Genomic DNA, 14,381 nt, shown 5'->3' with positions numbered 1-14,381 from the left:
CGGCGCCGCACTCAGGACAGCGGGCTGTCCAGCATCCTCAGCAAGGTATCGCCGAAGCCGTCGCGCGCGCGTGCGTCGCGGCGCGCGCTGGTGTAGACGCGCGGCCGCGCGCTCCAGGCGAAGCGCGCGCCGATCCGCTCGAGTGCCTTGACCAGCAGCACGTCCTCGTGGCAGGACACCGCCTCGAATCCGCCCGCCGCCCGGTAGGCCGTGGCATCGACCCCTAGGTTGGCGCCGTGGATGTGGCGATGCCCCTCGCGGTCCTGGTAAAAGCCGTCGAAGTGGGCGCGCAGCGCATCGGCGCGGTCGCCGTGCGGCGACCAGTCGTCGACCGCCACCGAGCCGCAGACCACGTCGGCATCCAGCGCCAGCTGCGCGGCCAGCCATTGCGGGGTCACGCGCGTATCGGCGTCGGTGAACGCCAGCCAGCGCGCACCGAGGGACAGCAGGCGGCGAGCGCCGGCGGCGCGCGCGGCGCCGACCCGACGTTCGTCGACGGCGATGCTGTCGAGCGTCACCCCGGCCGCGGCGAACAGCGGACGGTGGCGCCGCACCACGCCGTCCGAATCGTCGTCGCAGGCATCCAGCACGATCAGCACCGCCACCGCTTCGCCACCCAGGCCGGGATCGCGGGCGGCGGCGAGCAGCGCCGCCAGGCAGGCGCCGAGCACGGCTTCCTCGTTGTGGGCCGGCACCGCGATGCCGATCATGATGCGCTCCGCTGCCAGGTCTCGATCAGGAAATCCTGGTCGAGGTGGCGCACGGTGCGCACCATGCCGGGCAGGCGCCCGGCCAGCGCATGGGCGTCGGCCGTGGCGCTCATGCGGTCGTCGAAATCGTGCAGGTAATGGCACATCACCAGTTCGCCGCCGGCGTCCAGCATGGCGTGGGTGCGCGCCAGCAGGTCTTGCAGGACCGCGGCGTCGAAGTAGTACGCCAGCTCGCTGATGACGACCAGGTCGAAGCGTTCATCCGCCGGCCATTGCGCGGGCAGGCTGCGCTGCTCGATGCGCACGGCTTGCGGCGCCGCGCCGTGCAGGCGGCGCCGCGCAGCGGCCACCGCGCTGGCTGCGCCGTCGCAGGCCAGCAGGCGATCGCAGCGCGGCGCCAGCGCGGCGCTCATCTCGCCGTTGCCGCAGCCCGGCTCGAAGGCGCTGCGGTAGCGTGCCTGGCCCAGGCTGGCCAGCAGGATGGCGCGCTTGCGCCGTTCGTACCAGGTGGTGCGTACGTCCCACGGATCCTCGTCGGCCGCGTACAGCGATTCAAAATGGTCGTGCAGGTTCATGGAAATACAATTCGAAAGGTATCAGGATCCGGTCCAGCGCATGCGCCGGCACTACCGGTTCGGCGGCGCGGCTGGCATCGGGCAAGACCTGGCTCTGGAAACAGGCCATGGCGGCGCGCTTGCGCGCCAGCACCGCGTCCGGCAGGGGCAGCTTGCGCGCATGCGCCAGCGGCATGGCGCCGTCGGCCGGCGTGCTCCAGTGCCAGCCCCAGATCGGCACTTCCAGCAGGCGCGCGCCATGCGCCGCCGCGGCCGCGGCGCAGGCACGCGCCGTGGCTTCGTGGTCGGGATGGCCGTCGTAGCGCCAGGTGGTGACCACGACGTCGTCCGGCCCCAGCAAGTTAGTGAGCCGCTGCGCCAGCTCGGCTTCGCGCGCACGCACGCCACCGTCGGCGATGCCGCAGCGCAGCAGCGACGGCCGGGCGACGCCGAGGCAATCGAGCGCCGCCAGCGTCTCGTGCGGACGCTCGGCGCGCAGCCGTTCGGGCGGCCAGGCGGCGGAACCGGGATGGCTGCCCTCGCCGTCGGTCACCGCGACCAGCAAGGGCGGCGGGGCGCCAGGGGCCAGCAGCTGCAGCAGGCCGCCGCAGGCGAGGATCTCGTCGTCCGGGTGCGGCGCCACGATCACCAGGCGCGATCCGGGCGGCACCAGCGCCACCGCATCGCTCGGTGGCACGGCGGCCAGCGCGGCATCCTCGTGCCAGGCCCCGGCGGCGGTGCCGTCGCCGTGGATCGTACGGTCGTGTGTCACAGCGTCCATGGCTGCTCCATGGTCTCGGCCAGGCGCCGGCCGAGCGCTTCCTGGTCGCGCTCGGCGTGGCTCTGGCGCATGAATACCGGCAGGTCGGCGAAGCGGCGCGCCATGGCCGCGTCCTTGCACATCGGACCCGGTCCGAGCGCGCGGCCGACCGCGCCCAGCGTGACGTTGGCTGCCGCTTCCACGCTTAGGCGCACCGACAGGGCCGCCGTCATGGCGTCATCCATCGGGGCGCGGTCGATCTCGGCGGCGGCCTCGCGCATCAGGGCGGCGGCGCCCTGTAGCGCGACCGCGACTTCGCCGAGTCCGGCCAGGCGGTGCGGATCGGGTTGCGCGGCCGAACGCGCGCGCAGCGCCACGGACAAGGCATCGGCCAGCGCAGTGGCCGCGCCGAACCAGCAGGCGGCGACGCCGGCGCCGCCATGCCAGAATCCGGCGCGCTTCACGTAGAAATTCGGGCCGCCGAGCGGCACCGCGGCGACATTCTCGAAGTGGACGTCGAAACTCGCGGAATCGCGCATCCCGACTGCTTGCCAGCCATCGTCGGTCATGCGTACGCCGGCCTGGCGCAGCTCGACCGCGGCCAGCATCGGCTCGCCGTCCCGGTTCCAGCAGCTGACCACCGCATGCGACACGCTGCGCGCGCCCGAGCACCAGGCCTTGCGGCCATGCAGTACGAAACCGCCGTCCGGCGCCGGCTCGAGGCGCAGGCGGGCGTCGGGCGGTTCCGCGCACCAGGTGGCCCAGGCCGCACCATCGCCGCCGCGGTCGGCGCCGGCTTCGTGCAGGATGGCCAGGGCGTCGGTATGACCTTCGAACAGCTTGGCCAGGCTCAGGTCGCGCGCGCCGACGGCGGCCAGCGCACGCCAGCGCGCCAGCGTCGCGCCGTGGCCGGGCAGGGGCAGGCGGTCGGCGCCGGCGGCGATCAGGCGCTGCAGGGCGGTGGCGGGCGGCTGTCCCGCCATGTCGTTCAATAGCGCGCGCAGGTGGCCGACTTCATCGGCGCCGGAAGAGGAGGGCTGGCTGAGCATGGCGTGACGTTGTAAAAATTACATCGTACCATTGCTTTGCCGAATTTGAACGCACTGGATGCGCCGGCCACGATTGCGGGTACGGCGAAATGATGAAGATGATGGGGGTTTCACTCCTGCCCGTAGCACGCCTTCAGCCGGGCGAGGTCATAGAAATGGCTGCCGGGCGCGATGCGGGCGCCGTCGCAGGCCGGCTTGAAGCCGGTCTCGGCCTCGTTCCACAGCATGCGCACGATGCGCCGTCCATCCGGATGGCGGTAGCTGTCCCACTGCAGGTTGGCGGTGTAGGGCGCCACCTCGGCGCTGCGCCAGCGGCTGGCCTGTTCGCTGAACGGCACCGACTGCGGCAGGGGTTCGGACTTGCCGGGCAGGCCCAGGGCGGCAGCCAGCGGCAGCATGATCTCGGCGTGGGTGAAGCGCAGGTGGGCCAGCGGCGCATCGGCGCCGGCTTCGCGGAACAGTTCGGCGACCAGCCCGCCGGCCATGCGCCAGGTCACGCCATCCTGCTCGCGCATCCCCGGGCCTTTTTCGTAGAAATCCTCGGCCTGCTTCAGGCTGGACAGCAGGCGCGCCTGCGCGGGCGGCAGGTAGGTGCCGAAGTCGCGGCGCGGGTCGCCGCCCAGTTCGCGTGCCAGGCCGGGGGCGATGTCGTGGGCATCCGACAGCGCTTCCAGGGCGTCCTTGGCGCCGGCGATGACGGTCTTGCCGTCGCCTTTCACCGTGGTCTTGAAGCTGCCGTCGGCGGTCGCGAAGTCGAAGCTGCCGGTGTTGGCCGCGTGGACGTCGCCACGCGCCAGCCGCGCCAGGAAAGCGGGGCGGAACAGGCGCCCCAGCACCGCGTGCGTGGCCGGTTTCAGGCGCGGATCGGCATCGATCGCCTCGAGTCTGGCGGCCAGGGCAGGGCTGTCGAGGTAGGCCTGGTAGGCGGCGCTGGCCCGGAACACGTCGCGGCGCCAGCCTTCCTGCGCGCCGCCGTCGGTTTTGGTATTCAGCTTGTGGAAGTACAGGGTGTAGCGGTTGGCGCCGCCATCCTGCAGCCGCGGCGCCAATGCCGGTCTGGCCTGCAGCAGTGCCGCGGTGTAGACGGCGGCGCTGTCGCGGGCGCGGTCGACGCCCGAATGCTCGACCACGATGGCGCCGGCGCCGTCGAACACCGCGGGCTGGCGCGCCAGCGTGCGCCGTGCCAGCCCGCGGTGTTCCTCGATGCCGGTGAGCGACAGGTTGCCGTAGCCCGGCTTGGCGACGCCTTCCACGCCGGCGCCGAGCAGGGCGTTGGCGCGGATCAGCGCTTCCAGGTCCGCCGCCAGTTGTTCGCCCAGCGGCGTGAGCGCCCTCTGCTCGCGCGCCAGGCGGCACAGGTTCAGCAGCGCCAGTTCGCCCTTCATGCCGGTCAGCCCGCGCGCGCCGTGGCGCGCCACCAGCTGCAGCTGCACCGGCACGAAGCCCGGCGGCGGCGCTTCGTAGGTGGCCGGATCCTGGCGCGGCGCGTAGGGCTGCTTGGTGCCGCTCACGTCCGGCGCCGTGGCAGCCGCTAGGGCGCCGCTTGCAATGCAGGCCGGCAGGATCAGCAGGAAAGCGCGCATCACAGCAGCGTCCCCTGCAGGCTGAGGCGGAAGGTGCGGCCGTACTGCTCGTTCTGCACGTTGTACGGCTTGGTGCCGAGGTAGACGTAGTAGCGCTCGCGCGTGATGTTCAACACCTCGAAGCCGAGCTTGACGCGCTTCGTGACCTGGTAGCGCAGCGAGAAATCGACCTGGGTCTGGCTGTCGACCCAGTTGTCCTGGCCGGCGTCGAGCACGTCGGCGCCGGTTTGCAGCAGGTAGCGCGACTTCATGTTGGCGGCGATGCGGGTGCTGAGCGGGCCGGTCTCGTAGCCGACCATCAGGTTCCAGATGCGGTCCGACTGGCCGGGCAGCGCGACCGAGCGCGACCGCATCGCGCCGCTGGCCTTGTCGAAGCGCGACAGGCGCGAGTCCGAGCCCGTCAGGGTACCGTTGGCGCCGACGATCAGGCCGCTCCACAGGCCGGGCAGGAAGCGCAGCGCATGGTTGTAGTTGATCTCGACGCCCTTGACGTCGGCGTCGTCGCCGTTGACGAAGCCGGTGGCGGTGGTGTAGCCGGTCCAGGCGCCGGTGCCGGCCAGGTTGGTCTGGTAGGTGAAGTCGCGGATGTCTTTCTTGAACGCGTACAGCGACAGTGTGCCGTCGGTGCCGAACACGTGCTCGATCCCGAGGTCCAGGTTGTTCGAGCGCAGCGGCTTCAGGTCTGGGTTGCCGATGGTCGCCTCGGTCGGGCTGGCGTAGGCGATGCCCGGCGCCAGCTGGCTGAAGTTGGCACGCACCACGGCGCGCGTGAGGGCGGCGCGGATGCTGGTGTCGGCGTCCACCCGGTAGCGCAGCTGGACGTTGGGCAGCGTGTTCGCGTACGACTGGCTGCTGCGCGCCGGCGTCACGGCGTTGCTGGTGGAGACCTGGTTGCCGTCGGCGCCGAACGCGGTGTTCTCGTGGCGCACGCCCAGCAGCAGGTGCCAGTTGCCGAAGGTGGTGGCGTCCTGCACGTACCACGAACGGATGTTTTCCTTCAGCGCCCAGTCGCTGACGACGGAGGCGGACAGGCTGCGCGCCGCGGCGGCGTTCAGGCCGGCCACGCGGGCGCGCACCAGGTCGGGGTCGATGGCCAGGCCGATCGCCTGCGGAAAGTCGACCGTCGCACCGTTGGTGAAGCCGGACAGCGTGGTCGGACCCGCGCCCCAGTAGTTCGGGCTGGCGGCGCTGGCGCTGGTGAAGGCCCACTGGTCGGTGTCGTTCGACTTGTCGCGGCGGCTGACCTTGGCGCCGAATTTCAGGGTGGATTCCAGTGCGCCGGCGGCGAAGCGGCGGCTCAGGTCGAAGCGCACGTGCTTTTCCTTGTCGCGGCTGGCGCGGCTCTGGAAGGTGATGGCGTTCAGGTTGTAGCGGCCCGCGTCATACAGACTAGCGGGGCCGCTCAGCAGCGGCAGCTCGGTGCCGCTGAACGCGAGGCCGGCCACGTTATTCTGGCGGAACTGGACGTCGTTGAGGGCGTTCGGCTGGTCTTCGTCGGCATGGCTGACGCCGGCGCCGGCGGCCAGTTTCCAGTCATCGATGCTGCGCTCGGCGGTGAGCACGCTTGAATCGATGGTGCGGGTGTACTTGCGCTGGCGCAGGCGTCGTTCGGCACGGCCGGTAAAGGTGGCGCCTTCGGCCGCCGACCCGCCCGTGATGTTGCCGATGGTCAGGCGGTCACGGATCTCGTCGTCGCTGAAGCTGCTGTGGAAGGTCTTCAGGGCCAGCATGGTGTCGCGCGCGGGGCGGTAATCGAGGTTGACGGCGAAGGCCTTGTTCTCGCGTTCGGGCTGGTAATCGCGCAACTCGACGCCGCCCAGACGGCCGTCCTTCCAGGCGCCGCCGGTCTCGACGTCGTCGGACGCCAGCTTGCGGCGGTCGGCGCTGGCGCCGATCGCGATGCCGAACCGGCCGCCGCCGAAGCGGTCGGCCCACAGCAGCCCGGCCTGCGGGCTGTGCTTCTTGGCCAGGGTGTTGTAGCCGTTGCCGAGGCTCATGTTCAAGAGCGGTCCTTTGACGTCGAATGCGGACACCGTCTTGACCTCGACCGTGCCGCCCAGCGAATTGGCATCCATGTCCGGGGTCAGGGTCTTGGTGACTTCGAGCGAGCGTACCATCCCGGCCGGCAGCACGTCGAGCGATACGCCGCGGCGGCCGTTCTCGGGCGCCGGCACCAGCGCGCCGTTGATGGTGACCGCATTCAGGTCCGGACCCAGGCCGCGCACCGTGACGTAGCGGCCTTCGCCCTGGTCGCGCTGCACCGAGATGCCGGGCAGGCGCGCCGCCGCTTCCGAGGCGTTGATGTCGGGCAGGGCGCCGATGTCGTCGGCGCTGACCACGCTGACGATGTTGTCGGCGCCTTCCTGCTGCAGGATTGCCTTGCGGATGCTGGCGCGCTGGCCCGTCACGACGACGGTGTTGTCGACAGGCGCCTGCTGTGCCTGGGCCTGGGCGTGGCAGGTCCAGGCCCAGCAGATGGCCAGGGTCAGGAATCGGGGTGGCGGCAGTTGGCGCAGGATCGCTTGCATGGTGCTCTCGGTCGGGGCAAAGACCGCTACTGTAGGCACAGGGTATGACGCGTTGATGACAAAACGGCATCTTAATAAAAGACAATGCCGGATTGAACCTTTTGTATACTGCCGGGTATTTACAGCCGGGTTCCACCAATCACGAAGTCAGTATGGCATTCAACAAGATCTCGATTTTTCCCCAGGGCGCCTTGCGCCACGCCGCCATCGCCTGCGCGGCCATCGTGGCCGGCAGCACCTTGTTTCTCCTGCAGGGGCACAGCGCATCGCGCAGCGCGCAGCTGGCGGTGCTGATGCTGCCGGGGGTGCTCACCCTGCTGTGGCCCTTGCCCGGCGCCCGCGCCCACCTGCTGCGCAGCGTTGTCGTCACCCTCTGGACAGGCCTGTTCCTGCTCGACGGCGCCGTGCGCTCCTATATGGGCGACGCCTACGGCGCGGCGCCGGACAGCAGCTTCGTCATCGGCGCCGTCGCCAACACCAATTGGCGCGAGGGCAGCGAATATGCGCGCACCTTCGCGCCGACGATCGCCGGCTGGGCCATCGCGCTGTGCATGGCGCTGGCCGGGGCGGCCTGGCTGGCGGCGCAGGGCAACCGCCGCACGCCGGTACCGCGGCTGGCGGCGCGGGTACTGGTCGCGCTGTTGTGCGTGTCGGTGCTGGCCCATGCCTTCAAGCCCTGGCGCAGGCTGCAGCCGGCCGTGTTCTGGAGCGGCTGGACACAGTCGGTGGCCGGCATGCGCGGCGAGTGGGACCGCTACGACGGCGTGCGTGCCCGCGCGCGGGCGCTGGCCGAAGGCGCGCGGCCGGCGGTGAAGGGCGACGGCCCGTCGACCGTGGTGCTGGTCCTGAGCGACAGCGTCAACCGCGACAACATGTCGCTGTACGGCTACGGCCGCGCGACCACGCCGGCGCTGGCGGCCCTGAAGCACAAGCTTGGCGACGACATGCTGGTGATCCGCAATGCCTGGGCCGGCGAAGCTACCACGCTGCCGGCGCTGAACGAACTGTTCGCCCTCGACCAGGGCAACGACGGCGGCGAGGACCTGCACCTGCTGGCGCTGGCGCGCGCCGCCGGCTACCGCACCTGGTGGATCAGCAACCACGACGACATCGGCATCGAGCAGCAGCATGCGCGCCTGGCGGACGTGGCGACCACCACCAACCGCAATCCGGGCCGCTCGGGCGGCGGTCTGGACGAGGTGATCACGCACGACGTGCAGGCCGCGCTCGCGGATGGCGCGCCGCGCAAGTTCATCGTGGTGCACCTGCTCGGCGCGCATCCGTATTACAAGCTGCGCTATCCGGCCGGCGCCGACGCCTTTGCCGCCGCCGATGCGGTGGATGCCGGGCTGGCCGCGGCGGGCCGCTCCTGGCGGGTCGGCACGTTGCGCAAGGAATACGACGCGGCGATCCGCTACCACGATACCGTGGTGTCGCGCATCCTCGGGCTGGTGCAGGCCAGCGCGGCGCCGCAGCCGGCGGGGAACGTGGCCTGGATGTACCTGTCCGACCACGGGCAGGAAGTCGGCCACGACGCCGACTTCGCGGGACACAGCCCGGCCACCCCGGCCGGCTACCGGATCCCGGCCCTGGTCTGGCGCAACCGGCCCTGGCCGGCCGCGGCCGAGCTGGCAAACCGTTCCTTCCGCGCCGACTGGGCCGGCTGGACGCTGGCCGACCTGCTGCAGCTGCAGTGGCAGGGCCAGGCGACGCGCTACAACGTGCTGGCGGCGGACTATGCCTGGACCGAAAGCCGCCTGCCCGGCCCGGTGGCGCGCGCCATCCCGGACTGATCACACCCCCAGCGCCTTCAGGCCGGCATCGACCAGCGCCTCCAGCGGATTGCGGTCGCGGTAGCCGGCCTGGCCGCGTGCGGGAATCTCCTCGTACAGGTAATAGGCATCGTCCCCGGCAAAGCGGTCGTCCAGCAGCGCGCGCCGTCCCAGCATGTAGGGCAGGAAGGGGCGGGCGCGCACGGTGGAATAATGGGTGTTGGTGCTGAAGCCCAGCGTCGCATCCTGGCTGACCAGCCGTCCCGCGCCCGCGTTCTCGAGCCGGACCCCGCGCCGGCCCTTGACGACCAGCGTCGCCGGTCCTTCGAACGACAGGTAGCGCAGCTGCAGCGTCAGCCAGGCGTGCAGGGTGCCGAGCCGCCAGTGGCTGCGGATCCGCGGGCGTTGCCCGCGCCGGTACAGCACCCCGGCCAGGCCCCTGGCCTGCAGCACGAAGGCGGCGCCGGCCGGGATCTCGAGCAGGGCGACTTCCTCGAGCGGGTCGACGGTGGACGAAACCACGATCTCGGCCGCGCGCGGCGCGTGCAGGCGGTTCAGCAGCCACAGGTGCGCCGCGATGCTGGGCAGCCAATAGGACCAGTCGAAAAGCAGCTTGGTGCCGACCTCGACGTGTTCGGGCTGGCTCTGGCAATAGGCCGGCCGGATCAGCATCTCGTCCCCGGGGCCGAGCGTGAGCCGCTGCGACACGGCCGAGATCTGCGGCGCGCTCCCGCGCAGGCGCCGCCAGGCGTGGAACGGACGGTCATCGCCGTCGCGCGGACCGGCGATGACGATGGGACGCGCCCGCGCCGCCAGCGGCGCCAGCACGAAGTAGAAAACGGCGCGGATCGCGAACGGCACCACGATCCACGATACCAGCACGGCCACCGCAGCGCCGAGCACCGGCTTCACCACCTGCCAGGTCTGCCATGCGACGCTCTGCGCGGCAAAGGTCTCGGCACGGCGCAGGCGCCCGGCCAGCGGGGCGGCGGCGGCGGCCAGGCGGCGCTCGTCGATCGCCAGCGTGGCCAGGTCCGGAGCGCGCGGCAGCTGCTCCACCAGCGCCTTCTGGCGCCGGAAGCGGACGAGCGCGGCATCGGTGCGCGCCGTTTGCGCCGCCACCTGGGTCTCCAGTGCGCGCAGCTGGCGGCGCGTGGCCGAATACGGAAACACGCGGTCGAACCATCCCTGCCGGGCGTAGGCGGCGGCGAGCTGCTTCTTCGCGACTTCCTGGACCTGGAATTCGCCCAGGTAGGCCAGCCGCAGGCCCTCCAGGTGCCGGCGTGCGGCTTCCTGGTCGAGCAGGAAGCCGAGGCGGCTGCGCAAGGTCGCCAGCCAGGCGCGCTCCTGGCGCCGCAGTTCGAGTTCGATACCCTGCAGCGCCGCCTGTTCCAGCCGCGCGGGCAGGGTGTCGGCGCCGGCGCGCAGCAGCGCCAGCGGGTCGCGCAGCTGCGCCTGCTGTCGTTCGAGGCGCAGGATGGCGGCGTCGACCTCGCGCATGCGGGCGTCCAGCTGCGGCAGCGTCGCCGCCGACATCCGGCGCGCGTCCCGCATCACTTCGTCGCGCAGCCTGGCCTGGACCGTATCGGCGTGCTGCTGCGCCGTCCGCAGCGCCGGCAGCTCGGCGGCGACGGCGCGCACCTGCCGCCATTCGCCGCGCAGCCAGCTCCCGCACACCAGGATCAGCACGATACCGATGAACAGGAGAGCGTAGCGGCGCAGCAGGGCGAAGAAGGACGACAGCAGATGACCCATGTGGCAAATCCAGCGAAGTGTGTGGCGCCGAAGCGCGATGTCGAGCTTTATATCACTGCCGGCGCCGATCGCTGGGGTCGGTCAGGCCGGCAAGTGTTGTTCGCGCATCGCCTGCACGACCTCGAGCACGTGGCGGATGCAGGCTACCTTGGGCGAGCTGATGGTGCCGGCGACGCATTTGGCGTACGCGCGGGCGATCAGGGTCGCGGCGCCGGCATCGGCCACATGGTCGCGAAACAGGGTTACCAGGCTGACGATGGCGTCGTGGACCACCTGGTAGGACGCCTCTAGGATCGTCTTGCGGGGAGGGTCCTGCATCGCCGCGATCGAAATCACCTGCTCGAGCTGCTGTTCCGCGCCGACGACCGCTGTTCTTATCCGTTCGGATGTCCATGGCTGGCGCATGATATCTGTCCCTTTACGTAATAATATTGCAACATATTTACTTGAATCGTATACGCATTGCTACATATGCACGATTGCAATTTGTTGCAAACCATTACACGAATGGGCCGCGTCTGTTAAATCTCGTAAATCTGGAAATAACAATTGGCGCGAACGCAGGCGTGCAAGGGGTAAGATGCGGCAAAATCGACGATTTCACGGAGACGCATGACCTTTGCCAGCGACCAGAACCAGGCCCCATCCACCCTGTCCGCGAATGCCAGGCGCATGCTGGAGCTGCGTGGCCAGGTGTTCGCGACCTGGCTGCAGCGCGTCAAGGAAGGTATCGCCGAGGCGCGCAACGTGGAGCTGCCCATCCTGATCGATACGATGCCGGTCTTCTACGACAACATCGCCGAAAGCCTCAGTCCGGACTATCCGCGCACCTCCGCCGTCGACGGCACCACGGTGGCGGCCGAGCATGGCGGCGAGCGTGCGCGCATCACGGCCTACACCCAGACCGCCCTGATCGAGGAATACCAGCTTTTCCGCGCGACCATCTTCGACGTGCTGCACCGGGAAAACGTCAGTCTCGACTTCAACGAGACCCACGCGATCAACAGTTCGATCGACTCCGGTATCCAGGAAGCGGTGGAAGCCTTTTCGCTGGTCCACAGCGGCTTCCGGGAACGCTTCGCGGCGGCGCTCACCCACGACTTGCGCGGGCCGCTGGCCGCCACCATGACGGCGCTGGAACTGATCGCGCTCCTCGACGATCCGGCGCGTATCCGAGCGGTCGCGGCCAAGGCCCTGTCGAGCACGCGCCGGATGGCGGACATGGTCGATGAACTGCTGCACACGATGAAGTTCCACAGCGGCGAGAGGATCGAACTGGGCTTGTCGCGCTTCGACATGCGCGAGGTCGTGGCGGAAGTCCAGGCCGAGGCGGCGGCCGCCTGGGGACCGCGTTTCGAGGTCGACGCGCGTCCGGTGACGGGCTACTGGGACCGCGCTGCCCTCAAGCGCACGCTCGAGAACCTGGTCAGCAATGCGGTCAAGTACGGCAGCGAGGGCACGCCGGTGACGATCAAGGTGGACGAGGTGTACGGGCGCCTGCTGCTGTCGGTCCACAACGAGGGCGCGCCGATCCCGCCGGACGAGCAGGAGTGCATCTTCCAGATGTACCGCCGCGCGGAATCCGCCATCAGCGGCGACAAGCAGGGGTGGGGCATCGGGCTGCCCTACGTGCGCGCGGTGGCGGAGAGCCACGGCGGCAGTATCGGCCTCGACACCAGCCACGAACGGGGGACCACCTTCGTCGTCGATATCCCCGTGGACGGCGGCCTGTACCCGAACGCGCCGACCCTGAGCCAGCCTGCCTGAAGATGGGTACAATGGGATCGCCATGAACAAGACCCTCCTTTCCCTTGCCTGCTGCGCGGCCTTGTGCACGACGCTTTCCGCCTGCGACAGCAAGACGGCCGCCAACGAAAAGAATTTCGGCATCACGGTCGGCCAGTATTTCGAGAAGAAGGGCGAGATGTGCCTGGAGCCGGTCACATGGCCGGTCGACGTCTACGAAACCGACCTGCGCCAGCAGAAGCTGTATCCGGACGGCGTCGCCGGCCAGATGGCGGCGCTGGCGGCGGCGGGCCTGGCCAGGGGCGAGGAGGTTGAATTGCCCGGCGCCCTGGCCGGCAGCAAGGTCAAGGCGCGGCGCTATACGATGGCCGATGCCGCCAAGCCCTACCTGCACGGCGGGGTGGGACAGCCGTCGCGCCTGTGCTGGGCCCGCAAGTCGCTGGATAAGGTGGTGCGCTGGGCCGATCCGGCCAAGGCGGGCGACCACCAGGAGTCCAGCGTGATCTATACCTACCGGCTATCCGGCGTGGCCCCCTGGGCCAGGTCGCCGCAGGTCAAGGAAGCGTTCCCGGTCCTGGGACGGACCGTCGACGGCGAACGCACGCAGCAGGAAAAGTTGTATGTCAGGTCGACGCCGCAGGGATGGCAGGCGCTCGGCCTGGACGGCTGAGCCACACTGCCACCGAAGCTCCGGTGGCGCACCACCCCGGCGCACCACCGGGTGTCTCTGCCCGCGCCGCCTACGGCAGCTCGGTCGCCACTTCCGGCGCCAGCCGATTGATCACGCTGTAGTTGATGGCGGTCCACCACTCCGCGCCTTCGCCCTCGAGCGCCGCCAGCGAGGCGGCGATGGCCGGGTAGTCGGCGCCGACCAGGTAATCCTCGACGTCGTTGAGCGATGCGAACGACAGCACCGAGACGGCATCGATGCGGCTGCCTTCGGGGTCTTTCTGGGTCGAGCCGATGTTGTGCAGCTGGGCGTAGCGGCGCACCAGCTCGCGCGTCCCCGGCTGCGCCAGCACCAGCGGCGCGTGCTCCTGCAGCAGCCGCTGCTGGAACACCTCGCGCGACATGCCGGGCGCGCGCATGTGGATCATCACCAGGCTGACCGGGTCGCGGTGGCGCGCGCTCGGAACCAGGATGTATTCGCGGGTGATCTCGCGCGTCACCATGCGGAAGGCGACTTGCTCGTCGGCGACGATGCGCTTGTCGAATTTTTCCTGGCCCAGCGTGCGCTCGATGTCCGCCTCGTCGGCATAGGCGATGTAGGCGAAGCCGTCCCAGCGCGGACGCCGGTAGGCGGGCACGTGCTTTTCGGGATCGGACGGCAGCCTGCCGTCGCCGTCGACCATGGCCCGGTAGGGCGGCGGAAACGAGGAGGAGGGGCCGGATGCCACGCGGTGCACCTGGTCGTAGCGCAGCACGGCTGCGGATGAACTGCCCGGTTCGTCCCAGGCGAACTTCGGACCGTGGACCTTGCGCCAGTATTCGTCCCAATGCTCGAACGCCAGGTTGGGATCGCCTTCCAGCGCCAGCGCGTGCGGGCGCCAGTTCGGGAAGTGCACCTCGTGGCCGTGCCGGCTTTTAGAGGCGCCGGCATCCTGCGGGCGTTCGCCGCGTGCGGTGTCGTCGACGCGGCTGACGAACGTGGGCGTGACGATCAGGGGCTTGGCGCTGGGCGCCCGGGTGGCGCCCAGAGGCGGGCGGTGCTGGTTGTCGCTGCGGTCGAAATCGGTCGTCATGGGCATCTCTCTGCTGGTGGAAGCGGAACGATACGTCGGGACGGGCGGACGCTCCGTGCGCTGCTGCACCCATGCTGCCATGGCGGCGCTTGCCTCGGTCGCGGCGGGGCGCAAGGCAGGTGTGGTTTGTACGCGTCCATCGCGTCGCTTGCAGCCGGATCATCCGTCGTCGGTCTGGGCTG

Annotated in this window: 12 protein-coding genes; 3 read left to right on the top strand and 9 right to left on the bottom strand. The window is 70.0% G+C overall.

The window, feature by feature from the left end:
* Nucleotides 1-11: 11 nt before the first annotated feature.
* From U1H99_RS21175 to U1H99_RS21150, 6 genes are all read right to left on the bottom strand, one after another.
* Entirely contained in the window at nt 12-710 is a 699-nt protein-coding gene (locus tag U1H99_RS21175) for a glycosyltransferase family 2 protein (RefSeq protein ID WP_323143691.1), read from the bottom strand.
* Nucleotides 707-1,285 carry a methyltransferase domain-containing protein gene (locus U1H99_RS21170; RefSeq protein WP_323143690.1) on the bottom strand — a complete coding sequence of 193 codons (579 nt, stop codon included), beginning with the start codon at nt 1,283-1,285 and terminating at the stop codon, nt 707-709. Before U1H99_RS21170 ends, U1H99_RS21175 begins: the two co-directional genes overlap by 4 nt.
* Nucleotides 1,263-2,045, bottom strand: coding sequence for a PIG-L deacetylase family protein (locus U1H99_RS21165; protein ID WP_323143689.1), 783 nt, complete (start codon nt 2,043-2,045; stop codon nt 1,263-1,265). The genes U1H99_RS21170 and U1H99_RS21165 overlap by 23 nt, the downstream gene beginning before the upstream one ends.
* Nucleotides 2,033-3,073, bottom strand: a complete 1,041-nt coding sequence (locus tag U1H99_RS21160) for an acyl-CoA dehydrogenase family protein (protein ID WP_323143688.1) — start codon at nt 3,071-3,073, stop codon at nt 2,033-2,035. The genes U1H99_RS21165 and U1H99_RS21160 overlap by 13 nt, the downstream gene beginning before the upstream one ends.
* A 110-nt stretch (nt 3,074-3,183) precedes the next feature.
* Entirely contained in the window at nt 3,184-4,656 is a 1,473-nt protein-coding gene (locus U1H99_RS21155; protein ID WP_323143687.1) for a histidine phosphatase family protein, read from the bottom strand.
* On the bottom strand, nt 4,656-7,184 hold the full coding sequence (locus U1H99_RS21150) for a TonB-dependent receptor (RefSeq protein ID WP_323143686.1): 2,529 nt from the start codon (nt 7,182-7,184) through the stop codon (nt 4,656-4,658). The genes U1H99_RS21155 and U1H99_RS21150 overlap by 1 nt, the downstream gene beginning before the upstream one ends.
* 152 nt (nt 7,185-7,336) lie before the next feature.
* Here U1H99_RS21150 and U1H99_RS21145 point away from each other — a divergent pair, with 152 nt between their 5' ends.
* Nucleotides 7,337-8,977, top strand: coding sequence for a sulfatase-like hydrolase/transferase (locus U1H99_RS21145; RefSeq protein ID WP_323143685.1), 1,641 nt, complete (start codon nt 7,337-7,339; stop codon nt 8,975-8,977).
* Here the strand turns inward: U1H99_RS21145 and U1H99_RS21140 are convergent, their stop codons facing one another.
* Nucleotides 8,978-10,711 (bottom strand): coiled-coil domain-containing protein, encoded by a 1,734-nt coding sequence (locus U1H99_RS21140; protein WP_323143684.1) that lies wholly within the window; start codon nt 10,709-10,711, stop codon nt 8,978-8,980. It lies immediately after the preceding gene.
* An 81-nt stretch (nt 10,712-10,792) separates the two neighbouring features.
* Nucleotides 10,793-11,116: a hypothetical protein gene (locus tag U1H99_RS21135; RefSeq protein ID WP_323143683.1), complete on the bottom strand. Its 324-nt coding sequence runs from the start codon at nt 11,114-11,116 to the stop codon at nt 10,793-10,795.
* A 207-nt stretch (nt 11,117-11,323) separates the two neighbouring features.
* Here U1H99_RS21135 and U1H99_RS21130 point away from each other — a divergent pair, with 207 nt between their 5' ends.
* Nucleotides 11,324-12,478, top strand: a complete 1,155-nt coding sequence (locus tag U1H99_RS21130; RefSeq protein ID WP_323143682.1) for a sensor histidine kinase — start codon at nt 11,324-11,326, stop codon at nt 12,476-12,478.
* Nucleotides 12,479-12,500: 22 nt separating this feature from the next.
* On the top strand, nt 12,501-13,127 hold the full coding sequence (locus U1H99_RS21125; protein ID WP_323143681.1) for an SEN1982 family lipoprotein: 627 nt from the start codon (nt 12,501-12,503) through the stop codon (nt 13,125-13,127).
* A 70-nt stretch (nt 13,128-13,197) separates the two neighbouring features.
* On the opposite strand, the gene U1H99_RS21120 is transcribed toward U1H99_RS21125, so the two are convergent.
* Nucleotides 13,198-14,199 carry an EthD domain-containing protein gene (locus U1H99_RS21120; protein ID WP_323143680.1) on the bottom strand — a complete coding sequence of 334 codons (1,002 nt, stop codon included), beginning with the start codon at nt 14,197-14,199 and terminating at the stop codon, nt 13,198-13,200.
* Between the last annotated feature and the right edge of the window lie 182 nt (nt 14,200-14,381).

The organism is Massilia phyllosphaerae, assembly GCF_034659755.1.
Taxonomy (GTDB): domain Bacteria; phylum Pseudomonadota; class Gammaproteobacteria; order Burkholderiales; family Burkholderiaceae_D; genus Telluria; species Telluria phyllosphaerae.
The sequence above is the reverse complement of the archived record's forward strand: the minus strand, read 5'-3'. Positions and strand labels throughout refer to the sequence as shown.